This is a genomic window from Vibrio sp. Vb0304 (genome assembly GCF_033338995.1).
Classification (GTDB): Bacteria; Pseudomonadota; Gammaproteobacteria; order Enterobacterales; family Vibrionaceae; genus Vibrio; species Vibrio alginolyticus.
Window position 1 is genome coordinate 450,891 of the sequence record NZ_JAWOTT010000001.1, and the last position, 22,691, is coordinate 473,581.

The 22,691-nt window shown below is 44.7% G+C and carries 19 protein-coding genes; 15 read left to right on the forward strand and 4 right to left on the reverse strand.

What is annotated here, in order from left to right:
* Positions 1 to 104 precede the first annotated feature (104 nt).
* From R7P35_RS01975 to R7P35_RS01990, 4 genes are read left to right on the forward strand one after another with little or no spacing between them, the layout of a single operon-like run.
* Positions 105 to 866, forward strand: coding sequence for an ATP-binding cassette domain-containing protein (locus tag R7P35_RS01975; protein ID WP_104976471.1), 762 nt, complete (start codon positions 105 to 107; stop codon positions 864 to 866).
* 20 nt (positions 867 to 886) lie between these two features.
* Complete coding sequence (locus R7P35_RS01980; protein WP_054701280.1) at positions 887 to 1,735, forward strand: ABC transporter ATP-binding protein; 849 nt, start codon at positions 887 to 889, stop codon at positions 1,733 to 1,735.
* Positions 1,725 to 3,239 carry an ABC transporter substrate-binding protein gene (locus R7P35_RS01985; protein ID WP_005385068.1) on the forward strand — a complete coding sequence of 505 codons (1,515 nt, stop codon included), beginning with the start codon at positions 1,725 to 1,727 and terminating at the stop codon, positions 3,237 to 3,239. The genes R7P35_RS01980 and R7P35_RS01985 overlap by 11 nt, the downstream gene beginning before the upstream one ends.
* A gap of 4 nt (positions 3,240 to 3,243) precedes the next feature.
* Positions 3,244 to 4,998, forward strand: a complete 1,755-nt coding sequence (locus tag R7P35_RS01990) for an ABC transporter permease subunit (protein ID WP_411978882.1) — start codon at positions 3,244 to 3,246, stop codon at positions 4,996 to 4,998.
* A gap of 177 nt (positions 4,999 to 5,175) precedes the next feature.
* On the opposite strand, the gene R7P35_RS01995 is transcribed toward R7P35_RS01990, so the two are convergent.
* On the reverse strand, positions 5,176 to 5,934 hold the full coding sequence (locus tag R7P35_RS01995) for a DeoR/GlpR family DNA-binding transcription regulator (RefSeq protein WP_005375354.1): 759 nt from the start codon (positions 5,932 to 5,934) through the stop codon (positions 5,176 to 5,178).
* A 274-nt stretch (positions 5,935 to 6,208) separates the two neighbouring features.
* Between R7P35_RS01995 and ltnD the strand changes: the two genes are divergently transcribed.
* From ltnD to R7P35_RS02025, 6 genes are all read left to right on the forward strand, one after another.
* Positions 6,209 to 7,117 (forward strand): L-threonate dehydrogenase, encoded by a 909-nt coding sequence (ltnD, locus tag R7P35_RS02000; protein WP_005375356.1) that lies wholly within the window; start codon positions 6,209 to 6,211, stop codon positions 7,115 to 7,117.
* Between the two features lie 25 nt (positions 7,118 to 7,142).
* Positions 7,143 to 8,399 carry a 3-oxo-tetronate kinase gene (gene otnK / locus R7P35_RS02005; protein WP_213904694.1) on the forward strand — a complete coding sequence of 419 codons (1,257 nt, stop codon included), beginning with the start codon at positions 7,143 to 7,145 and terminating at the stop codon, positions 8,397 to 8,399.
* An 11-nt stretch (positions 8,400 to 8,410) separates the two neighbouring features.
* Positions 8,411 to 9,058 (forward strand): aldolase, encoded by a 648-nt coding sequence (locus R7P35_RS02010; RefSeq protein ID WP_005385078.1) that lies wholly within the window; start codon positions 8,411 to 8,413, stop codon positions 9,056 to 9,058.
* Positions 9,058 to 9,834 carry a 2-oxo-tetronate isomerase gene (gene otnI, locus R7P35_RS02015; protein ID WP_005375365.1) on the forward strand — a complete coding sequence of 259 codons (777 nt, stop codon included), beginning with the start codon at positions 9,058 to 9,060 and terminating at the stop codon, positions 9,832 to 9,834. The genes R7P35_RS02010 and otnI overlap by 1 nt, the downstream gene beginning before the upstream one ends.
* 61 nt (positions 9,835 to 9,895) lie before the next feature.
* Complete coding sequence (gene denD, locus R7P35_RS02020) at positions 9,896 to 10,855, forward strand: D-erythronate dehydrogenase (RefSeq protein WP_213904546.1); 960 nt, start codon at positions 9,896 to 9,898, stop codon at positions 10,853 to 10,855.
* Positions 10,855 to 12,348 carry a GntP family permease gene (locus tag R7P35_RS02025; protein WP_005375369.1) on the forward strand — a complete coding sequence of 498 codons (1,494 nt, stop codon included), beginning with the start codon at positions 10,855 to 10,857 and terminating at the stop codon, positions 12,346 to 12,348. The genes denD and R7P35_RS02025 overlap by 1 nt, the downstream gene beginning before the upstream one ends.
* Before the next feature lie 266 nt (positions 12,349 to 12,614).
* On the opposite strand, the gene rcnR is transcribed toward R7P35_RS02025, so the two are convergent.
* A complete protein-coding gene (gene rcnR, locus R7P35_RS02030) occupies positions 12,615 to 12,887 on the reverse strand; it encodes a Ni(II)/Co(II)-binding transcriptional repressor RcnR (protein WP_005375370.1) in 273 nt (90 codons plus the stop codon).
* A gap of 135 nt (positions 12,888 to 13,022) precedes the next feature.
* On the opposite strand from rcnR, the gene R7P35_RS02035 reads away from it, so the two are divergent.
* The gene (locus R7P35_RS02035) at positions 13,023 to 14,099 is read left to right on the forward strand and encodes a nickel/cobalt efflux protein RcnA (RefSeq protein ID WP_213904544.1); all 1,077 of its coding nucleotides are present in this window, start codon (positions 13,023 to 13,025) and stop codon (positions 14,097 to 14,099) included.
* Between the two features lie 549 nt (positions 14,100 to 14,648).
* Positions 14,649 to 16,208 (forward strand): methyl-accepting chemotaxis protein, encoded by a 1,560-nt coding sequence (locus R7P35_RS02040; RefSeq protein WP_031778895.1) that lies wholly within the window; start codon positions 14,649 to 14,651, stop codon positions 16,206 to 16,208.
* A 147-nt stretch (positions 16,209 to 16,355) separates the two neighbouring features.
* Here the strand turns inward: R7P35_RS02040 and R7P35_RS02045 are convergent, their stop codons facing one another.
* On the reverse strand, positions 16,356 to 17,255 hold the full coding sequence (locus R7P35_RS02045) for a LysR family transcriptional regulator (protein WP_017821535.1): 900 nt from the start codon (positions 17,253 to 17,255) through the stop codon (positions 16,356 to 16,358).
* A gap of 141 nt (positions 17,256 to 17,396) precedes the next feature.
* On the opposite strand from R7P35_RS02045, the gene accD reads away from it, so the two are divergent.
* Positions 17,397 to 18,260, forward strand: a complete 864-nt coding sequence (accD, locus tag R7P35_RS02050) for an acetyl-CoA carboxylase, carboxyltransferase subunit beta (RefSeq protein WP_005385089.1) — start codon at positions 17,397 to 17,399, stop codon at positions 18,258 to 18,260.
* A 31-nt stretch (positions 18,261 to 18,291) separates the two neighbouring features.
* Here accD and R7P35_RS02055 read toward each other — a convergent pair whose 3' ends face one another.
* Positions 18,292 to 19,269 carry a hypothetical protein gene (locus R7P35_RS02055; protein WP_005385090.1) on the reverse strand — a complete coding sequence of 326 codons (978 nt, stop codon included), beginning with the start codon at positions 19,267 to 19,269 and terminating at the stop codon, positions 18,292 to 18,294.
* A 448-nt stretch (positions 19,270 to 19,717) separates the two neighbouring features.
* On the opposite strand from R7P35_RS02055, the gene R7P35_RS02060 reads away from it, so the two are divergent.
* Positions 19,718 to 22,144, forward strand: coding sequence for a M9 family metallopeptidase (locus R7P35_RS02060; protein ID WP_213904543.1), 2,427 nt, complete (start codon positions 19,718 to 19,720; stop codon positions 22,142 to 22,144).
* Between the two features lie 282 nt (positions 22,145 to 22,426).
* Positions 22,427 to 22,657, forward strand: coding sequence for a PAS factor family protein (locus R7P35_RS02065; RefSeq protein ID WP_005375384.1), 231 nt, complete (start codon positions 22,427 to 22,429; stop codon positions 22,655 to 22,657).
* Positions 22,658 to 22,691 lie beyond the last annotated feature (34 nt).

Here is a 22,691-nt window from a genome sequence, read left to right on the forward strand (position 1 = left end):
GATAAATCTGAAAAAGGTGATGAAATAACCCCTCTGAGTTGTTTTCTTGCTCAGACCTGCGTGATACTATCGTTATGTTATATTGTTACATTTAGTTTGATGTCGTGATTTCTCAACCAATACTCTCCGTTAATAATCTCAGCCTTACAGACTCAGAACGCACACTCTTCAAAGACATTTCTTTTGAGCTGTCTCAAGGTGAAGTTCTTGCCATTATGGGACCTTCCGGCATTGGTAAATCCATGTTGTCGAAAGCCGTCGCAGGTTTTTTGCCGTCTGATATTTGGGTAGACGGAAGTATCCAGCTTAACAGCAGTGAAGTCGCACAAACTGTCATGCTGCAACGTAGTCAATTGCAGCGTCCCGCGGTCATTTTCCAAGATGCACTTAAAGCGCTGAATCCATTGGCGTCTGTCGAACAACAACTGTGTTTGGCATTGACGGGCAAAAAAACGCGCTTGTCTTCAGCAAACCGAGACACCGTGACGACCTTGTTGTCTCAACTCGGATTTGCGGATCCAAAAGCAGCATTAGCGCAGCATCCAAGCCAGTTATCTGGTGGTCAGCGCCAGCGTATTTGTATTGCGATTGCGTTGCTTGGTAGTGCCAACTTGATCATCGCTGATGAGCCCACCAGTGCGCTCGATCCAATCACCGAAGCGGAGATCCTTGAGTTGTTTCGCAGTAGTGTTCAGCAACGCAACATCAGTGGTTTGTTGATCACGCACGATCTGTCTGCGGCTTTGGCGTGTGACAAAGTCTTGGTGATTGCGGACAACACCATGGTGGCTTATGGCGCACCTTGGCAAGCCATTCAGCAAAGTTCGCATCCTTTCTGCCAACAACTTGCGCAACTGCTGCCTTAACCTCATCTCTGGAGCCTATTTTGACTAAGCACAACTTGAGCGGGCACACGCAGCCTAAATCGGCGGAAGTTCGCTTTGAGCAAGCCAGTGTTCACTATTACTCCAAACCAAGTTGGTTGGGGGGCAAACCGTTTAAAGCGCTCGAACAATTGGATCTTTCCATCGACACAAAGAACATTGCGATTGTTGGTCCTTCTGGTGCGGGTAAATCGACTTTGATTGAGCTTCTGTTTGGTCTTCGTAAACCCACATCTGGTGAAGTGTATGTGTGTGGCTATCCGCTATCGCGTAGCTCGGCTAAGCAGCGCCAAGAGTTGTGCCAGCACATTCAATTGATTCCGCAAGAGCCGCAATCGAGCTTGAATCCTTATTACACCGTTCGCCAGATCTTACTGGAGCCGCTAAGCAACATTGGTTTGACACAAGAGCTCAATGAGAAGGTGGAAAAGGTGTTGGCGGATGTCGGTTTGGATCTCACATTGTTGGATCGTAACCCGCAGCAATTATCAGTTGGGCAAGCCCAACGTGTGGCTATCGCCAGAGCTTTGATTGTTGAGCCTTGCGTATTGGTTGCCGATGAGCCAACCAGCAGCTTAGACCCCGTCAGTCGTAAACAGATTCTCGACTTGTTGGCAGGCATTCAAAAGAGTCGTCAGATGCGCCTGATTTTGGTGACACATGACCTCGATGCGGCACAAACCCTATGCGATGAAATCCTAGTGTTAGACAAAGGACGCGTTGTCGAACACGGCACGGCACAAAACGTGACAAATAACCCATCGCACTTGATCACGAGAGCCTTGATGAGCGCTCAACACAAAAGTAATGAATTCACAAAAACCATTGGAGAGGTTTCTTATGCACCTTAGTACTCCCAAGTTAGCTTTGTCGCTGGCTTTAAGCGCACTACTGACGGGTTGTTTTGACTCTGGCGAAAGTAAGCCAGATGCGGAAAAAGCAGCGGCACCGCAAGCAACGAAAATTCGCGTTGCCATGATGCAGCCACCACGCACAGGTTTGTCGCCACTTTCAGATGACGCGTTCAAACTGTCACGTTGGAGCACGGCAGAAACGCTAGTGAACCTAAACGATCAGTCGGTAGCAGAGCCTATGCTGGCAACGGAGTGGGAACAAGTTGACCCGATGACGTGGCAATTTACGGTACGTAAGGGCGTGAAATTCCACGATGGTTCTGACCTTGATGCCAACGCGGTTGTGAACTCTCTACAAAAAGCATTAGATGCCGCACCAAAACCACGCATTTTGGATGGTATCGAATGGCAAGTTAGCGCATTGGACGACTTCACTGTTGAAATCAAAACGACCTTTAACGATCCATTGTTGCCAAGTCGTCTATCTAGTCCACAGTTAGCGATCCTTTCTGGTGCTGCATACCAAGAAAACGGTCGTGTTGTGCCAATCAATGCGGGTACGGGCCCATTCGTTCTGACAGAAATCAACGGGACAACCAGCGCTAAATTGAAGCGTTTTGATGGTTACTGGGGTGAAAAAGCGAAAGTAGACAGCATCTTCGCTGAATACGTACCAAACGGTTTTGCTCGTGCTGCTGCACTGCGTACCGGTGAGGCGGATGTAGTCGAAGCCGTTCCTGTATCGCAAATCGCGATGATGGAATCTTCACAGCTGCACGAAGTCGCAATGCCACGTACCAACACGCTTTACCTAAACAATAAATCAGATGTGTTTAGCCAGTTTGGTTTGCGTAAAGCAGCGGCTCAAGCGGTTAACCGTGAGCAAATCATCAAAACGGTTTACGAGAACCACGCCGATTCAGCAAAAGGTCTGTTAGGTCCAGCATTGGCATGGGCTCAACCAATTCGTGATGCGAACCCTCGTATGGAAACCATGGAAATGCGCCACGCGAACGGTGAGAAGATCACCATCGGTACATTTACCGACCGTGCTGAGTTGCCAGAAGTAGCGGTGCTGCTAAAGCAACAACTTGAAGCGGCTGGCTTTGTGGTTGAACTAGACGTTCGTGAATACGCACAAATCGAAAACGATGCACTAGCAGGTAAGTTCGATGCGTTCTTGTTGTCACGTGCAACGGTGCTGGATTCTGGTGACCCAGTGGCGTACATGCAAAGTGACTTTAGCTGTAAAGGTTCTTACAACCTAGGTCAGTTCTGCTCTGAAGAGGTGGACGCAGCATTGAAACATGCTGATCGTCAGCCGTTGGGTGAGAAACGCCAACAAGCGATCATCGAAGCAGAAAGCAAAATCCTTGAGCAATACGCTGTGATTCCACTGCTTCACGAGCGTGTAATCCAAGGTGAGAGTGACCGCGTGAAGAACGCACAACGTGACCCACGTGAGCGTCGCCTGATCGACCAGTTTACTGAGGTGAACTAACTCGATGTCGTCTGTTGCCAACATGCGTTCTCGTTGGAGCGCTTGTATGCCTGAATGGTTTACGCGTTTTTTGTCGCGCTTCCTGTCACTCGGGGTAGTGGTTGTGCTGGTGGGTTTGATGCCGGATATTGCCGGTATCGACCCAAGCCAATCAATCCTCCGTGCTCGTGCGGGTGCTCAACAATTGCTGACGGCAGAAGCTCTGCAAGCAATTCGAGAAGATCTTCAACTTGACCGCAGCGCTGCTGAGCGATTGTGGGATTGGTTGACGCTTGCCATGCAAGGTGACTTAGGTGTCTCTTGGGTGAGTGGCGCATCCGTGATGGAGAGCGTTCAACAAACCGCAAAAACGTCGCTATTACTGATGCTTACAGCGCTAGGCATGGCATTTGTAATGTGCATGGCGAGCGTACTTTACACTGTGCGTCGTTGGCAACAGAATCGTTTAGACAAGCATCATGACACGCTCAGTTCGGTGTTGGTCTCATTGCCTGAATATGTGATTGCTTCATTGCTGATCATGGTGTTTTCCATTTGGTTGGGTTGGTTCCCGCCTTATGGTTGGCAAGGCGTACAAAACCTCTGGCTACCAAGTTTGGCAATGGCATTGCCTGCGGCTGGCTTGTTCGGGCGCTTGCTCAATGACAGCCTCAAGCGAGTATTAGATGAGCCTTGGGTGATCACTTGGCTATCGGCGAACGTCAGTAAGTTTCAAATCTTACGCTTTGCCTTGTGGCGCGCCGTTAGTAACTTGATTCCTCAAATCGCAATGACGGTGATTGGTTTGACCGGCGGCGCGGTTGCTGTGGAGCAAGTGTTCTCCATTCCGGGTATCGGACGACTAATCTTAGGCGCAGCGAAATCACAAGATCTGCCGATGCTGCAAGGTGGTTTGTTGGTGTTGCTGGTGTTCTCGATGTTGATCAGCAGTGCGAGCATCTTATTGCAACGCTGGTTACTCGGGCACAGTGTCACAAGTGGTAAGTTGATCAGCAGTCACAGTACGTTCCGTTTTACCCAAAGCACCACCAAACGTATCGTCAGTGCCACAATCTTTACCTTGCTGATTGGTTGTGCAGGATGGGCGTTAATGCGCGATCCTTACACTATCCAATTTACCCGCCTTGAATCGCCAAGCTTAACAGCACCGTTTGGTGCTGATGCGGTCGGGCGAGATCTGCTTGCTCGCGTTGGCGGCGGTATGATGTCGACAATCAAAATGGGCATCATCGCAACGTTCCTAAGTTTAGTGATTGGTTTACTGCTCGGCTTCGTGACTCGTTATAGCCAAGGCTTAATTGAGATCACCAAAGGTGTGCCATACATTGTGGCGGGTCTGTTGATTGCTGTTCTAACGGGGATGAACCCAAACAGTGCCTTGATTGCTATTGTTATGGTGTCATGGGCACCATTAGCAGCGCACTGTTCAAGTTTGTTGATGGAAGCCAAAGCGCAGCCTTACACGCATCTTGCGCCTATTTGGGGAGCTAGTCAGTGGCGAGTACTCCGTTACTACTTGTTGCCTTATGTGCTGCCGCCATTGATTCGTCACGCGTTTCTGCGTTTGCCATACATTACGCTCAGCCTGACGTCTCTGAGTTTTATCGGACTTGGCGTTAAGCCGCCTGAACCTGAGTGGGGTTTATTGATTGCAGAGAATCTGCCTTACATTGAGCGCTCGCCATTAGGTGTCTTACTACCAATCTCAGGCTTGGTTTTGATGGCAATTGCGGTGAATTTGATTTTTGATGACAAGTGACGAGCAGCGATAAAGCGAAGTGAGCTTCCATATCCAGATGTAATCAGTAATTTGGTAATTTAGAAAACAAAAGGATGTGTTTTCTGCCAGAAAGTACACAGCACGGTCTATGTATATTGGAAGCACCTATAAATTAACGAGTATAAAAGTTACGCGAACTCAGATGTTTAGGTAGTGTTACTCTTTATACACACGTAATCCTTTATCCGTTAATTCTTGAGTGACCACTTCGGATAGGTTTCGATCGGTAATAATTCCGTCCAATTGCTCGATGTCTAATGCATGAAAGCTCGCTATCTGACCGTATTTAGTTGAGTCTGAGATCAGATAATTGGTTTGTGCCGCCTTGATGATTGCTTTTTTAACGAGAACTTTATTTTCATTAGGTGTTGATAAGCCTTTCAAGCTCCAAGATGAAGTCGAAATAAAGGCGATATCAATATTTAGCCCATTCAAGAACTCTGCGACTTTTCCTCCAATGGTGGATTGGTTCTCGCGGTCAATTTTTCCCCCAGTGTGGTAAAGCTCACATTCACTGTGCGTCATAAGGAAAGCAGCAATAGAGAAGTCATTGGTGATCACTAAAAGATCATTACGATTTGCTATTTGATGGGCGATTTCTAGAGAGGTTGTTCCCGCATCCAAGTAAATCGTAGCGTCTTGACCAATTAACGTAGCCGCCAGCTTACCAATTTGAATTTTTTCATCCGCTTGTTGCTCGACCTTCGCATCATGGGAAAGTTCGGAATGTAGAGCTTGAGCGAGTTGCACTCCACCAGAAACAGAAACGACTTTACCTGAGGATTCAAGCTTCACGATATCACGACGAATGGTCATATGTGATACGCCAAGGTGGTCGGTTAAATCTGAAATGCTTAACACTTCTTGATGTGATAACAGGGATAATATGGTTCTTTGACGTTCTGCTGGGATCATAGTTTCACTTCTATATTCTTGTTTTTCAGTATCCTACCAATCTTTTCATTTGTTGTGAATATCTGTGAATTATGTTCTCAACGTTGTAAGAACAGCCTTCGCTTGTGTTAACTGCTCGGAATATCTCTGCCCATAAAGAGGTATATATCACGACATTGTTAATTTGTGTGAAAAAATGTGATTCAAAGCGAGGTCTTAGTATTAATCTTCACATATAATCACATCAACCAAACAAGAATTAACAAAGTTTAATAGACCAGAAGGCATTGTTTTTATGAGTGAAGTTCAATCTGTAGGTGTTATCGGTTTAGGCTCTATGGGAATGGGCGCCGCAAAGTCATGTGTGCGTGCAGGCCTAGATGTCTATGGTTTCGATTTAAATTCTCAAGCGCTTGAAGAGTTAGGTTCATTCGGTGCAAAAGCTGTTTCTACAAATGCAGTTGAGTTTGCAGATAAGCTTGATTCGGTTCTAGTTCTTGTTGTGAACGCAGCTCAAGTTAACACGGTCTTGTTCAAAACCGGTCTTGCTACAGCGCTTAAGCCGAATACGCCAGTAATGGTTTCAGCAACCATCTCAGCAGAAGACGCAAAACAAATTGAAGCGAAATTGGCAGAACACAATCTTGTGATGCTTGATGCACCGGTATCTGGTGGTGCTGCAAAAGCAGAATTAGGTGAGATGACTATTATGGCGTCGGGAGCGCAAAGCACATTTGATGCACTTGAACCAGTACTCAACGCAACGGCAGCTAAAGTCTACAACATCGGTGAAGCGATTGGCCTAGGCGCAACTGTGAAGATTATCCACCAATTGCTAGCAGGTGTTCATATCGCAGCTGGTGCTGAAGCAATGGCATTAGCGGCACGTGCAAACATTCCTCTTGACCTGATGTACGACGTGGTGACGAATGCAGCGGGTAACTCTTGGATGTTTGAGAACCGCATGAAGCATGTAGTTGATGGTGATTACTCCCCTAAATCTATGGTCGACATCTTTGTGAAAGATTTAAACCTCGTATCGGACACAGCAAAAGATCTCAAATTTCCACTTCCTCTATCAAGTACAGCACTAAACATGTTTTTGAGTGCAAGCAATGCTGGTTTTGGCCAGGAGGACGACAGTGCCGTTATCAAGATTTTTGATGGTATTGAGCTTCCAGGTGTAGAAAACAAACAGAAATAAGCGCACGTAAAACGGAGAAAAAATGATGTTATTAGGCGTTATCGCAGACGACTTTACTGGCGCAACAGACATCGCAGGTTTTCTTGTAGAAAACGGCATGCGCACAGTTCAGCTTAACGGTATTCCAAAAGAAGAGATTGATGTAAACGCAGATGCGGTCGTGATCAGTCTTAAATCTCGCTCCTGTCCTGTAGATGAGGCAATCGAGGATTCAGTAGCTGCGCTTAAGTGGCTGCAAGCAAATGGCTGTCAGCAGTTTTACTTCAAGTACTGCTCAACGTTTGACAGCACAGCAGAAGGTAACATTGGTCCTGTAACGGATGCACTGCTTGCAGAGCTAGGTGAAGCGTTCACCATTGTATGCCCATCATTACCAGTGAATGGTCGCACAGTTTACAACGGCCATCTATTTGTATTCCAAGACTTGCTAAGCGACTCAGGTATGCGTAATCACCCTGTGACCCCAATGACTGATTCAAGCCTAGTTCGTATGATGGATGCTCAATCTCAAGGCAAATCTGGCCTGGTGAACTTCCAAATAATTGAACAAGGTCCAAAAGCGGTAATTGAGCGCTTTGAAGAGCTAAAAGTACAAGGCAACCGCTATGCAGTGGTTGATGCATTCAATGCAGAGCATCTTGTCACACTTGGCCAAGCGGCGAAGTCTCTAAAACTGGTAACTGGTGGTTCTGGTTTGGCTGCGGGTATTGCTAAGAACTGGATAGAGAGCCTTGAAGATCAAAGTGATGCGAAGCAAGAGGGGAACCCTAAAAAGGCACCAACCGTTGTGTTATCTGGATCTTGTTCTGTCATGACCAACCAACAGGTCGCTGTTTACAAAGAAAAAGCGCCACACTTTGCTATTGATGTGAAGGCGTGTCTGACGGAAGAAGATTACTCAAATCAAGTGTTTGATTGGGTCATGACCAACATCGAAAGCGAGTTCGCACCACTGGTTTACGCAACCGCAGATGCAGCGGCGTTAAAAGCGATTCAACAAGAGTTTGGCGCGCATGCTTCAAGTCACGCGGTTGAACAGTTCTTTAGCCAACTTGCAGTTAAACTTCAGCAGCACGGTGTGAAAAATTTCATCGTTGCGGGTGGGGAAACCTCAGGGGTTGTAACCCAAAGCCTAGCCGTAAAAGGTTTTCATATCGGTCCTCAAATCGCACCAGGTGTACCTTGGGTGAAGTCACTTGAAGGCGAGCTTTCTTTGGCTCTGAAATCGGGCAACTTCGGCGATGAACACTTCTTTGCCAAAGCACAGTCGTTTTTTGAATAGGTGACGTTGTGATGAATAAAGAATTGATGACAGAACAACAACTGCGAGAGCAAATGGTCACTATGGCTCGCTCTATGTTTGAACGTGGCTATGCGACTGGCGGCGCTGGCAATCTTTCTCTAAAACTGCCTAATGGACACTTTCTGGCAACGCCAACTGGTTCTTCGTTCGGCCGCTTGATTGCTGAAGAGCTTTCGGTTGTAGATATTGATGGCAACCATATCTCTGGTGAAAAACCATCAAAAGAAGTGGCTTTTCATCTGGCGATTTATCGAAATAACTCAAAGTGTAATGCGATTGTGCATCTGCATTCTACTTACTTGACGGCGCTTTCTTGTCTTGAAGGTCTAGATCGCGAGAATGCCATCAAAGCTTTTACACCTTACTTTGTAATGCGCATTGGCGAACTGCCAGTGATTCCGTACCTGCGCCCGGGCGACCCTCAGATTGCTGAAGAACTTGCGCAACGGGCTAGTGACTACCGAGCTTTCCTCCTGGCGAACCATGGTCCAGTGATCACGGGTACGGACTTTGAAGATGCAGTAGATAACGCAGAAGAGCTAGAAGAGACAGCGAAGCTAGCGTTCATTCTTAAAGACAGCAACATCCGCTATTTAACGGATACTGAGATTCAAGACCTAAAAGGGAGAGGTAAGTAATGGCTAAATTCGCGGCAAATCTGACAATGTTATTCACAGAAGTTCCTTTTCTAGATCGTTTCGAAAAAGCACACCAAGCGGGCTTCAAAGCGGTGGAATACCTTTTCCCATACGCATTCGAAGCGCAAGAACTAGCAAGCAAGATACAGCAGTTTGGTTTTGAGCAAGCGTTATTCAACATGCCTCCAGGTGATTGGGATGCAGGTGAACGAGGTTTTGCAGCTATTCCGGGGCGTGAGGATGAATTTAAAACGAGTGTCGAGACTGCGCTGATGTACGCCAAGGCACTGAACTGTAAAAAGGTTCACGCTATGTCTGGCATTGTTGATTCACGCTTCACTCGTGATCAGCATATTGAAACCTTTATCTCAAACATTCGTTATGCAGCGGATAAGTTTGCCGAACATGGTGTTGAGCTGATGATTGAGCCACTCAACAATCGCGATGTACCGAACTACTTTGTTGCACATCAACGTGAAGCGGTGGAACTCATCAAACAAGTGGCTCGTCCAAACGTGAAATTGCAGCTCGATCTCTATCACGCACAAATTATGGACGGTGATCTGAGTACGTTGATTCGCGATGTGGCGCCATACACAGGCCATATTCAAATTGCTTCTGTGCCTGAAAGGCACGAACCATCGGAAGGCGAACTGAATTACCCACACCTATTCAATGTTTTGGATGACTCTGGTTACCAAGGCTGGATCGGTTGTGAATACAACCCAAGGCATAGCACGCAGCTGGGCCTTAGTTGGGTTAAACCATACCTATAACAATTTTAATTTCTATCCATAAATAACTTGAAACCAATTACAAAAACAAAGGGTCGTGACTATGAATATTATCATAACTGGAGGGGCGGGTTTTCTCGGAACCCTACTTGCCAAATCACTACTAAAAGAAAACAAAGCTGAAAGTATTACTATTGTCGACATTCAAAAGTCGCGCTTAGAGGGCATTGATGACCGAGTCGTTTCTTTAGTCATGGATATGACAAAGCGAGAAAATATAGACCAAGTTATTACTGCCGAAACGACACACATTTTTCATTTAGCGGCAATTGTATCGAGCCATGCTGAGCAAGATTTTGATTTAGGCGTAGCTGTAAATCTGACGACCACACAGTTATTGCTTGAGCGTTGCCGTAAAGTAAACCCTAATATTCGTTTTACGTTTGCTTCATCTTTAGCTGTATTTGGTGGTGATCTTCCGGAAACGATTACACCAATAACAGCACTTCATCCTCAGTCATCCTACGGGACGCAAAAAGCTATAGGTGAGTTATTGGTGAACGACTATGCCCGTAAAGGCTTTGTTAAAGCTGTATCCGTACGTTTACCGACTATTTGTATTCGCCCTGGGAAACCAAACCTTGCCGCTAGCTCTTTCGTAAGCGGAATTATTCGTGAGCCTTTGAATGATCAAGAATCAAATTGTCCTGTAGACCCTACGCTAAAACTTTGGATATCGAGCCCGTCTAGAGTGGTGGACAATATTCAATATGCAGGGCTAATGCCTTATGAGCAGTTAAATAATCTGTCCTATAGAACGCTTAATTTACCTGGTATTCAAACTACACCAGCTGAGATGATTCAAACAATGGACACTCTAATGGGTAAACAACTTTCTAATTATATTACCTATGAGCATGATGCGGGTATTGATCGTATTGTGAGTAGTTGGCCACAAAAAATTGATTGTACTAAAGAACTGGAGCTTGGATTTAAAGCAGACAGTAATTTCAAGGATGTATTACAACAATTTATTTCTGTTAACAATATGGAGATTGTCTAATGTTACCAACCTCAGTAATTGGACTAATAGTAGCCGTATCAGTCCTTGTTTTTCTTGTATTACGTACAAAAGTACATGTGTTAATTGCGATGTTAATTGCGGCATGTATCGCAGGTATTATTGGTGGGTTAAGTGTTGACGACACGATTGCGACCGTTAGCAAAGGATTTGGTGGAACATTAGGCGGTATAGGGATTGTCATCGGTCTCGGCGTTATGATGGGGGCTATTTTAGAGGCTTCTGGAGCAGGAGAAAGTATTGCCTATAATTTTATAAAGTGGTTAGGAAAAAAGAAAGAAGAGGCCGCTCTTGCTGTAACTGGCTATATTGTTAGCATCCCAATCTTTGTGGATAGCGCGCTTATCATTCTTTATCCAATTGCGAAGTCTTTGTCAAAAACGTCCAATCGCTCGATTTTAACGCTTACGGTTGCTCTGGCGGGCGGCTTGGTCGTAGCGCATCACGCTATTCCGCCGACTCCAGGGCCTTTGGGAGTTGCTGGTATCTTTGGTGTCGATCTTGCCAGCATGTTAGGTTTTGGTTTGATGATCGCAGCGCCTTGTGTCATGGGTATTGTTTGGTATGCAAGATGGTTAGAAAAGCAGTTTCCTGAATTCATTCCAACCGAACATTTCTCGAAGTCTAGTGAGCAACTGATTAATGATCACAAAGAGTACATTGCAAGTAAAGAAGCGAAAGACCTACCATCTTTAAGTAAATCTATCGCTCCAATTATTATCCCTATTTTACTTATACTTGCGAAATCAGTTATGGGTTTATTAGAGGGGACTTTCGGTTTCGAAGGGCTGACTGCAACAACATTTGGTCAATTTATCGCTTTTATCGGCAGCCCTACTATTGCACTATCAATAGCGACGTTACTAGCGGTTTACACATTGGGTAATAACCTTACCAAAGAAGAAGCGAATGAAAAGATGGAACAAGGAATCTCCACTTGTGGCATCATTTTGTTAGTAACAGGAGCTGGTGGCGCGTTAGGTGCCGTATTGCGTGAAACGGGTGCGGGCGCAGAGATTGCCAACCAAGTTGCAGGGCTTCCTATTTCTGCGGTTATGATTCCATTTATTATTGCGACGTTAGTTCGTATTATTCAGGGCTCTGGTACAGTCTCCATGATAACCGCTGCTTCTATATCTGCCCCAGTTTTAGTGAATATTCCTGACGTTAACCTTTTATTCGCAGCGACGGCAGCTACGATGGGATCTCTATTTGCTGGCTACTTTAATGACTCGCTATTCCATATTGTTAATCGATTAATGGGGGTGACTGAGGTTAAGAAACAACTCATTATTTGGACTATTCCAACAACAATTGCTTGGGCTATTGGTGGTTCATTAGTCATGATTCTTAACTTATTCTTCGGATCTCATGGTTCAATCTTTGATCCTGTGTTACCACTTGCTGTACTTTTGGGGTGTGTTGCATTTACAAAATCTTACAGCGCTAAGCACGTCGAATTACAAGAGGTATAAAGGTTTACTTGTACTCTTCCATAAAGTAAAAACCTATCACAATATGTATTTTTATCAGATAGTTTAGAGTTTTTTAATAATATGAACGGCCCTATGTTTGGGCCGTTTTAGTTCTTATAAATAAACTATTTAAATTGAACCGATATAGGTTCCGTTTTCAACTTAATCAATATGAAATGGAATTGTTATTTCCCGCTTAGTAAGCGATTACATATAAAGGATATATTCGAGTTTAACCCTAGTGACTTTACTCTAGCGAAGTAGGGTTACTTTATATAAGAGTCCAGTACTTTTAATACGACTTCCATATCTTTTTCACGTTGAGTTTTGTCTTCCTCAAGTACAACGTGCTCAAGTAAGTGACCTTTAATTACTTCTCGCATCAAACCATTTACTGCTCCCCGAATAGCGGCAATCTGCTGCAACACATCTTGGCATTCATGCTCTTCTTCCAGCATTTTTTTAAGTCCGTTCACCTGACCCTGTATTTTACTGACTCGAGTGTTGAGCTTCTTTTGATCTCTGGTTGTATGCGACATGTCTTATCTTCTTTACGTTACGGGCCGAGTTATTCTAACTGATAATGTAGCACTCAATTCATACTGGGGGGTAGTATTTAATACTAGGGGGGAGTATAGTTTGCGATAAATTAGAATCAACAACAGAGAACAACAATGGATTTTGTCGCGTTACTACAACAAGGTAATGGGTGGTTCTTTATTCCCAGTGCCATTTTGCTTGGCGCTTTGCATGGTTTAGAACCTGGGCACTCTAAAACGATGATGGCGGCGTTCATTGTCGCTGTGAAAGGAACGGTCAAACAAGCCGTGATGCTGGGTTTAGCTGCCACACTTTCTCACACTATAATTGTATGGTTAATCGCTGTTGGCGGGATGTATATTAGCCAGAAATTCACCGCTGAAGCGGCTGAACCATGGATGCAACTTATCTCTGGGGTCATTATCGTGACAACCGGCGTATGGATGTTTTGGCGGACATGGAGCGATGAGCGAGCTTGGAACAAAGCTCAGGATCATGCTCGCGACTGGACGACGCAAGTTGTGGATACAGGACATGGGCATGTTTCGCTTTCGATTACAGAGGAAGGGGAGCATCACCGTTTCCAGTTGCGAACACTCAGCGGTAAACCTTTAACTGCTGAAGGTATCAAGGTTTCGGTATCGAGTGATGGTTATCAACCTTCTGATATTTATCACTTTATAGAGCGTGATGGATACTTGGAATCGGCGTCTTGCATTGAAGTCTCTAATGGACTTTCTGTCACTTTGATCATCGGGCACCATGATCATACCCATGACTTTGATGTACATTTTCGTCCTGGTTCTCATTTAGAAAGCGAAGATAAGGAATATCAAGATGCTCACGAGCGCGCTCACGCTTTAGACATTCAAAAGCGCTTTGAGAATCGAGACGTGACGAATGGGCAAATTCTGCTGTTTGGATTAACGGGCGGTTTGATTCCATGCCCTGCTGCGGTAACGGTTTTGCTTATCTGTTTGCAGCTTAAGGCAATGACTCTTGGTGCGACTTTAGTTGTGTCATTCAGTATTGGCTTAGCCTTGACTCTGGTTGCTGTTGGCGTTGTGGCAGCAGTGGGCGTGCAAAAAGCGACATCTAAATGGAGCGGTTTGAATGATGTTGCACGTCGAGCTCCTTACTTATCGGGCGTCTTGATCAGTGCAGTTGGTTTGTACATGGGTATGCATGGATACATATCGCTGACGAGTTAAACTCTGTGGTAAAGATTCTTTTCCTTTCTTTTTTATGGGCAATGGCTTAATGCCTTGGTTTGCCTATTTTGCTGCCGATTCTTTATTGAGAATCACTCGATCTGACATCGCTGCCATATCTACAAACCAAGTCATTCTCGCTTCACCAAGCATCTCGGATTACAACCGCTGCAATTGTGGCTCTAATATCTGAACCAGAGATACTAAATGATAAAACGGGAGCACTGACCACAGTGCTCCCGACGGTTAAAACGCTAATTAGAAGTCTTTTCTTTAATGTTCGATACCAATTTGGTCGCATAGTTAAATTTAACTATGCAAACGTTTCCTTTTGCGTACTCGTCCCTTCGCCAAACCTCGTAGAAATGTGACGTTTTGAAGACTTTTTTTCCTTCTGTCTAAAGTAATCGGGAACCAAGCAGATACATAGTTATAAAGTTATGTCTTGCTCTGCCAAACAGACCCAAAATGCAGTTTGATTGGTTTTGGAGAAGAAAGGCTTAGCGCTCGATTAATGAGCATCAATTGAATTGTATTGAGACAATTATAATGAAAAGAATCATCTTATTAGCAGTCTGCGCCATGTTTGGTATTGCTGTCGTGGCGAGTATGGCATCAACGTACCTAATTTCGAGTCAGAAAATCGATGACATCATCTTAAACAAATCCCAAGTTCAAGCTGAGTTTCTAGCGGGAAATGCGAGTTACATTTTGGAGAACTCAGCTAATCCAATGCAAGATTTACAATCGCTTGTTGAGGGGCTGAAACAACGTTCAGACGTGAGTTATGCCGTTGTAATTGACCGTAACGTAACGGCAGTAGCCCACAGTGATAAGCACAAGCTGAACAAAACCTATAACGATGAATATACTGTTGAAGGAGCGACGAGAGGTGTTCAACAGTACTCAAAGTGGTATGCCGATGTCCAGAAAGTATGGGTGTTTGACATCATGGCACCAATTTATGTGGATGGTCAGTTATACGGTACTTTTGATATCGGTATTCCTATTACTGAAGTGAGCCAAGCGACGAATGGAATTATTACTTACCAGTTGATCTCTATGGTGGCGATCTTCGTTATGTGTGTTTTGATTCTGTCACTTCTGCTAAATAAACTGATGAGACCGCTTTCTGCGCTTAAAGACGCTCTACAAGACATCTCAAAAGGAGACGGAGACTTAACCGTTCGTTTGCCAGCGAAAGGTAATGACGAAGTCGCGCAAATTTCTTCTGCTTTCAACGTTTTTGTTGGGAAAGTACATGAGATTATTACACAAGTTGTAAATACTGGTGTGGAGCTTAATAGTTCAGCTGTCGCTTTGCGTGGGCAATCTCAACAAGCGCTCACAAGAGGGCAAGAGCAGAACGAGCAAACCATGCTGGTTGTCACATCCATGAACGAAATGATTGCGACGGTCAATGAAATTGCCTCCAATGCTGCTGGAGCGGCAAATGCTGCGAGTGCAGCAAGTAATGAAGCGCAAGATGGCTACACGACGCTAGAAAGAACCAAAACGGCGATGACTAATCTTGAAAACGAGATGAACAGCACTTCCAACATTATCGTGAGTCTTGCTGAAAATACTCAGTCGATTGGTAGTATTCTAGAGGTGATTAGAGGTATTTCGGAGCAAACCAATCTATTGGCTCTCAATGCGGCTATCGAAGCTGCACGCGCTGGTGATGCCGGCCGAGGTTTTGCAGTCGTAGCTGATGAAGTTCGCAACCTAGCGACTAAAACGGCTCATTCTACCGATGAAATTGACAATATGATTCACCAGCTACAAACTGAAGCTCAAAGTGCGGTGAATTCAATGAGTAATAGTAAGACTCTTATTGAAGAAGGAACGGCAGAAACTGAGTTAGCTCGACAGGCTTTAGAAGCAATAGCTGCACAAGTGACGACTATTTCAGATATCAATACTCAAGTAGCAACCGCAACAGAACAGCAATCAACGGTAGCAAACGAAATTAATATGAACATGGATACCGTCAGCCACTCAGTGAAAAGTGCGCTAACGGCGAGTGAGCAACTAGAAGCATCAAGTCAACAACTCGCGGAGCTATCGCGAACACTCGATCGTCACGTAGGAGCGTTTAGAATCTAAACGCCAACTGACCCTCTTTAATAAAAGCCAGTAAATGTTAATTGCTGGCTTTTTTATTTGAAAAAATCGAGTCTCAAATCGCTTAGCGGTGTTTGTCCTTTCTAGACGATAAAACAGAATACGATAAATTAGTTGAGTAAAGCTTAGCTAGGCGTTAAGTTTTGCGTTTTGCTTTAAATGTTCAACAAACATAGATATTTTCTTCGCTACATGTTTTCTTGACGAGTAAAAGGCGTAAAGCACTAAATCCTCAGGTTCGTACTCTAGAGTGACGATTTCTAGCTCACCATTTTTGATCTCATTTTGGCATGACTCAATTGGCAATATTGCGTATCCAAGCCCTGATAACGCGCCATATCTGGCGAGATGACCGCTGTTTACTTTGAATGAAGATTGCACAGTTTGAGTAATATGGCCCCCAGCAGGGTTTCTGAATACCCATGGTGCACCATTTACTGCGGTAAGCGTCGTGATGCAGGGAACATGACTTAGATCCGTAATTTTGTAAGGGGGGGCGTATTTCTCAATTAGTTGAGGCGCGGCTAAAATGGCACTGGGCCAGCGTTTTATCTCTCTCGCCACCCAGTTACTGTCTGACAAAGTACCTCTGTGAAAACTCAATATTATATCAAAGCCATCGATAGCATCGCCTTTAGGGGCGAGCGTTGTATCACAATGCAAAGAGATTGCTGGATATTGATTGCAAAAGGAAACAATAGCTTTTGCCAGTACAGGTGTGTCTGGCATAAGAATTCGCAGTTCCCCTGTTACCGTGTGCGAGTGGCGCGTTACAGTTTCTAGTGCGGCGTTGAGTTGCTCCAATAACGGACGAGTGCTGCTATAGAGCTCTTCTCCAGCCTCGGTAGGCGTCATTCGCCTTGTTGTTCTATTGAACAACCTAATGTTTAACTTTTCTTCAAGCAGGGCAATGTGTCGGCTGACATTTGATGTTGGTATGTTCAAACACTCAGCGGCTCGCTTAAAGCTGTTGTTCTCATAAACACAGTGAAAACTTTTTAACCAGATTTGGTCAACGTTATCAAACATTTCATTATCCCACTTTATTGGATTATCAAGCCAGCATATCGCACTTTATCCCTGTACTAAGTTACATACAATTTTATTTACAAGTTTAAGCGAACAAACAACGAGATATCGCGCTAGAACGTAATCAATAGTGGTGGATTTATGAGCTGGTTAGAACGGTTATTTGAGAATAAAAATATAATAGGTTCGCGCAAAGCGTCTATCCCTGAGGGCGTTTGGACAAAGTGTCCTGAGTGTGAACAAATACTTTATCGTGCCGCGTTAAAAGAAAATTTGGAAGTATGCCCTAAATGCTCATATCACATGAGAATGGCTGCGCGTCAAAGGTTGATCTCTTTTCTGGACCATGGAACACAACAAGAGTTGGCAAGTGAGTTGGAGCCACAAGATATTTTGGGTTTTAAAGACTTAAAGCGATATAAAGAGCGAATTGCTTTAGCGCAGAAAACGACTGGAGAAAAAGATGCGTTGGTGGTGATGCAGGGCAAGTTATTGGGGCTGCCTGTTGTTGCGTGTGCATTCGAATTCTCTTTCATGGCAGGCTCGATGGGCGCAGTGGTTGGCGAGAAGTTTGTCCGAGCAATTGAAAGCGCAATTAATACAAAATCTGGGTTAGTATGTTTTTCCGCTTGCGGAGGGGCGCGCATGCAAGAGTCTTTGGTGGCACTAATGCAAATGTCAAAAACCAGCGCCGCGTTAAACCACTTATCTGAGCACAGATTACCCTATATCTCAGTATTGACGGACCAAACTTATGGTGGCGTCTCGGCGAGTTTAGCCATGTTAGGAGACATCAATATTGGTGAACCTAAAGCAAGTATTGGCTTTGCGGGAAGACGTGTCATTGAGCAAACGGTACGTGAAAAGTTACCAGACGAGTTTCAGCGAAGTGAATTTTTACTAGCGCATGGTGCGCTAGATATGATTGTCGATAGACGTGAAATGCGCGATCGCGTTGGCCGCTTACTGGCTAAGTTAACCAACGCGAGGGTGGTCTCAGAATAGGTTATATTAAAGTTAGACTTAGTACTTGCGTTTATTGAGCCGTAATCATTACAAACCGTTCATTTTGCCCCCATCTTGGTTCCGCATTCATTAGGCTGAGATCCAACGCCGTTTGGTATGGGTCAACAGCAAAATGGTCGCTTACTAACCCCCAGAGCATCCAGTTGATTGCGGTTTCATTCTCGGTAAGCTCTTCGAGTGGCGCTTGGAGGAAAAAGTACTCATCTTCGCCATCGTAACCGAGCCGATCATAGATAATGTTGCGTAGCTCTCGATCCAAATCATGTTGGAGGTTGATTGAGTCGTACAGTTGCTCTTCTGTTGGGCCATTCTCATGGTGATAAACATTGCGTTTTGACTCTTTGTGTAAAGTACCTGCGCCAGTTTCAATGCTTACTTTCTTTTGCGAGTGTTGCTCAAGAACTTGAATGATTTCATCCTCTAGTTGATCGAGTTTACTCAGCAAAACTTGATTGTTTATGTCACCAGCGGGGGAGGCCATCGTTTGGAAGGCTTTCACTCTCTCGTAGACTGCTTTCCCGTGAGGAAGGGCTGCAAAACACTGTTCTTGGAGCGCTTCATTGGCTTGCCAAATGCCCGAGTAGAGCTCGTAATCATGTGTATATGGTTGAAGCTCTTCAGTATCTTCCCCTAATAATTCTCGCCAGCGCTTTTGCCACTGTTCTTCTTTTGCGTGTTTTACACGCGCGTATTGCTTAACCCAGCGGTTACGAAGTTTTACCCCAAAAATGGCAAGTCCCCATGGAGCGAGCAAATAAAAATAATAGTGAGAAGAGTTATCCCAAAAGTAACCGTAAACGTAAACACCAAAAGCAAGCACCCAAGTTCCAATAGTACAAGCAATAACCCCGGACATTATTGATGATTGGCGCTTTGTTTCTCTTAATGTATTACCTTCAGCACATAACCAAAAAATGCCGCCAAAAACAAAGGCAAACGTTGTCATGAAGTAGGCAATCCCCGCTCCCAAAAATCCCCAAAGTGACATGTATTATCCCTAGCCAAATATCTGCTTTATTCACTCATCAATGACTGGAGGAGTAAATGTGTTTGATTTGGCGGAGAATTTACCATTAATGCCAACCTTTTGATATGCACTCTATGACTTATTGGGAATGAGTCACAAATAAAAATAGATGGTATCAAGCATCAAAATTTAATTTAGAACCTTTGATTGTCGTGAACTCTATCTGGAAGAGTTAAGGGGGGCGTTTAAGGGCAATTTTCCTCATAAAGTCGTTATTTAGAAAAAGGTAAATTAATGTTTTTATTGATAATTGTGAGTTTTTTTGGAGTGGGATTGCTCCCATTTAATTAGAGTAAAAGACCTATTTTTGGGAGCGGTTTCATAAATTTTATGATACTGATTTCACTGTTTGAGCTGTAAAGAATATAAACCCCCACTCAATGTATGTTAATAATCAATGAGTGTTGTTATGTCTCATATCCGTTTTTTCCCGCGCCATCGTTTGGCGCTTGCTTGTATGCTAGCGAGTGTGTCTGGCTTCTCTTTTGCACAAAATCAGTGTGCTGTTGCTGATTTACAACAATCGCGAGATCTGGCTACTGCCGTTTCTGGTGCTGAGTATGATTGCTACCACGCTTGGTTTTCAGCACCTTCAGAAACGCTGAATGATATCTATAGTGAAGCGAGCCTAAGCCGTATCCAAGTCGTGCTGGATCAAGAAATCGCTCGCTATCGTGGTGAAGCAGATCAAGCTCGTATTCTAGAGAACCTAGGCGAATTTATTCGAGCGGCCTACTACGTTCGCTACAACGCTGGTACTGGTACACCTGAGTTTTCGCAAGCGTTGAGTCAGCGTTTTGCTCAGTCGACGAACCTATTCCTAAACAACCCTCATGCTTTGGATCAAGGTCGTGAACAAGTTGGTGCAATGAAGAGCCTGACTTTGATGGTTGATAACGTTAAGCAGTTGCCGCTGACCATGGATAGCATGATAGCCGCGTTGATGCACTTTAATCGTGAAACCGCGCAGGACACGCAATGGGTCGATGGTTTAAACAACTTGTTCCGCTCTATGGCAGGCCATGCAGCGAACGATGCGTTCTACCGATACATGGCAAACAATACACACCATATTGATACGTTGGTGAAATTCGCATCTGATAATGCTTGGGCATTAGATACGGATGCAAGCTTTATCGTTTTCAATGCATTACGTGAAACTGGTCGTTTGCTCGCGAGCCCAGATCAGGAGACCAAACGCAAAGCATTGGCAGTAATGCAACAGGTGATGCAGCGTTATCCACTGGGTAGTGAGCATGACAAACTATGGCTTGCTGCCGTTGAAATGATGAGCTACTACGCACCAGAAGGCCTAAATGGTCTGAATATTGAGCAAGCCAAGCAAGATTTAGCTGCACGTGTAATGCCAAATCGTTTTGAATGTCAGGGACCTGCCATTATTCGCTCTGAGGATCTGACCGATGCTCAAGCAGCGAAAGCGTGTGAAGTGCTAGCGGCAAAAGAAGCCGACTTCCATCGAGTTGCGAATACGGGTAATCAACCTGTCGCTGATGATTTGAATGATCGTGTTGAAGTGGCGGTATTCGCGAGTAACACTAGTTACGTTGATTACTCTTCATTCCTATTTGGTAATACAACGGACAACGGTGGTCAGTACCTAGAAGGTGACCCTTCAAAAGCGGACAATACTGCGCGTTTCGTCGCTTATCGCTACGCGAATGGTGAAGATCTCTCTATCTTGAACCTAGAACATGAATACACGCACTATTTAGATGCACGATTTAACCAATACGGTTCGTTCAGCGATAACTTGGCTCATGGTCATATTGTTTGGTGGCTAGAAGGTTTTGCTGAATACATGCATTACAAGCAAGGTTACCAAGCTGCGATTGAGCTGATTGCAGATGGTAAACTGAGTCTTTCCACTGTGTTTGATACCACGTACTCTCACGATACCAATCGTATCTATCGTTGGGGTTATCTAGCTGTTCGATTCATGTTAGAAAATCATCCACAAGACGTCGAAAGCTTGTTGGCATTGTCGCGCTCTGGCCAGTTCGAACAATGGGCACAGCAGGTGACGTCTTTAGGTCAACAATACGATGCTGAGTTTGAACGTTGGTTGGACACATTAAAAGTGGAACCTGAGCAACCTGATACAGACCCAGAAGAGCCAACAGAACCAACAAGCCCTGAAGCACAAGTGACTGAATTGACGGCGAACCAAAGCCTTCAGCTCAGTGGCGAAGCATACAGCGAAAAACTGTTCTACGTTGATGTTCCAGCCAACACCGTTAACTTCAATGTATCTATTGAGGGTGCGGGTGATGCGGATCTTTACATGAGCTACAACAAAGTCGCGCATTACTATGATTTCGAAATGAGTCAATATGCTGATGGCAGCAATGAAGAGATTGTGTTTGAACCAGAGCAAGATGGTTACGTTAAAGCGGGTCGTTACTACATCAGCTTAACTGGACGTGATAGCTATGACTCAGTGAATCTTGTGGCTGCGCTAGAAGTGGAAGCGCAAACACCGCCAACCCAAGTGCAAGATGATTTAGCACCTGTGGTATTAGAGTCTGGTGAAGCCAAAATGCTTACCGTTCACAAGCAGCGCTATGCAGCAGTTTATGTGCCTGAAGGTGTTGAAGAGGTTCGTGTATGGCTAACGGCTCACTCTCAAACTGGTAATGTCGATCTATACGCGAGTAGAGAGCATTGGCCTACAGTAGAGCAGCACGAGTATGCGTCCAACTATGCAGGCAGCAATGAATACCTTGCGATTCCTGTTACTGAAGCAGGGTACGTGCACTTTGCTCTTCAGGCTCCAGAGCAAGGCGATGACGTTGAAATGCTAGTGCACTTCAACTAAACAGGTTCGATTAACTAAAGTCGAGATAAAACGTCGCTGATACAGCGACGTTTTTGTTTATATCGGACACGATTATAAACAAACAGCGGCGAATGCTAGTTAATCGGCTGATCTATCGAGTTATCAGTTGCCCTTTTTCTAAACGGCTTTAGGTTTGTATTGCAATTTACCGCGCACATAAACTTTTTTAGCGACGCGTTCTGTGACCTAGCTTCTGATTTGTGCTTCCCAAATGGATACAATATATATGCACCCCGTGCAATAAAGTGAAAAGGGAAAGACATGAAAACGCTTATTTATGAAACGTTGATTAGCCTTGCTAACCAAGAACCAGAACAACATGCAAGAATCCGACAAAATCTCTATGAACAGTTGGATCTGCCGTTCGATAAGCAGCTGGCTTTGTATTCTTGTGCCCTTGGTCCTGCAAGTTCAGGCAAGTTGGAGAGCAGTCAAGGCATTAACAACGCGGTAGATTGCGCGGTTAAACTGCTTGAAACTCCTGAGCGCTAATTCACTCGTTGTTTTAATCACGGCCCGAACCCCA

Excerpts from the sequence above, each read along its gene's own strand:
- R7P35_RS01985 (WP_005385068.1), top strand. The coding sequence starts at position 1,725 with ATGCACCTTAGTACTCCCAAGTTAGCTTTGTCGCTGGCTTTAAGCGCA.
- R7P35_RS01990 (WP_411978882.1), top strand. The coding sequence starts at position 3,244 with ATGTCGTCTGTTGCCAACATGCGTTCTCGTTGGAGCGCTTGTATGCCT.
- R7P35_RS01995 (WP_005375354.1), bottom strand. The coding sequence starts at position 5,934 with ATGATCCCAGCAGAACGTCAAAGAACCATATTATCCCTGTTATCACAT.
- ltnD (WP_005375356.1), top strand. The coding sequence starts at position 6,209 with ATGAGTGAAGTTCAATCTGTAGGTGTTATCGGTTTAGGCTCTATGGGA.
- otnK (WP_213904694.1), top strand. The coding sequence starts at position 7,143 with ATGTTATTAGGCGTTATCGCAGACGACTTTACTGGCGCAACAGACATC.
- R7P35_RS02010 (WP_005385078.1), top strand. The coding sequence starts at position 8,411 with ATGAATAAAGAATTGATGACAGAACAACAACTGCGAGAGCAAATGGTC.
- otnI (WP_005375365.1), top strand. The coding sequence starts at position 9,058 with ATGGCTAAATTCGCGGCAAATCTGACAATGTTATTCACAGAAGTTCCT.
- denD (WP_213904546.1), top strand. The coding sequence starts at position 9,896 with ATGAATATTATCATAACTGGAGGGGCGGGTTTTCTCGGAACCCTACTT.
- R7P35_RS02025 (WP_005375369.1), top strand. The coding sequence starts at position 10,855 with ATGTTACCAACCTCAGTAATTGGACTAATAGTAGCCGTATCAGTCCTT.
- rcnR (WP_005375370.1), bottom strand. The coding sequence starts at position 12,887 with ATGTCGCATACAACCAGAGATCAAAAGAAGCTCAACACTCGAGTCAGT.
- R7P35_RS02035 (WP_213904544.1), top strand. The coding sequence starts at position 13,023 with ATGGATTTTGTCGCGTTACTACAACAAGGTAATGGGTGGTTCTTTATT.
- R7P35_RS02040 (WP_031778895.1), top strand. The coding sequence starts at position 14,649 with ATGAAAAGAATCATCTTATTAGCAGTCTGCGCCATGTTTGGTATTGCT.
- R7P35_RS02045 (WP_017821535.1), bottom strand. The coding sequence starts at position 17,255 with ATGTTTGATAACGTTGACCAAATCTGGTTAAAAAGTTTTCACTGTGTT.
- accD (WP_005385089.1), top strand. The coding sequence starts at position 17,397 with ATGAGCTGGTTAGAACGGTTATTTGAGAATAAAAATATAATAGGTTCG.
- R7P35_RS02055 (WP_005385090.1), bottom strand. The coding sequence starts at position 19,269 with ATGTCACTTTGGGGATTTTTGGGAGCGGGGATTGCCTACTTCATGACA.
- R7P35_RS02060 (WP_213904543.1), top strand. The coding sequence starts at position 19,718 with ATGTCTCATATCCGTTTTTTCCCGCGCCATCGTTTGGCGCTTGCTTGT.
- R7P35_RS02065 (WP_005375384.1), top strand. The coding sequence starts at position 22,427 with ATGAAAACGCTTATTTATGAAACGTTGATTAGCCTTGCTAACCAAGAA.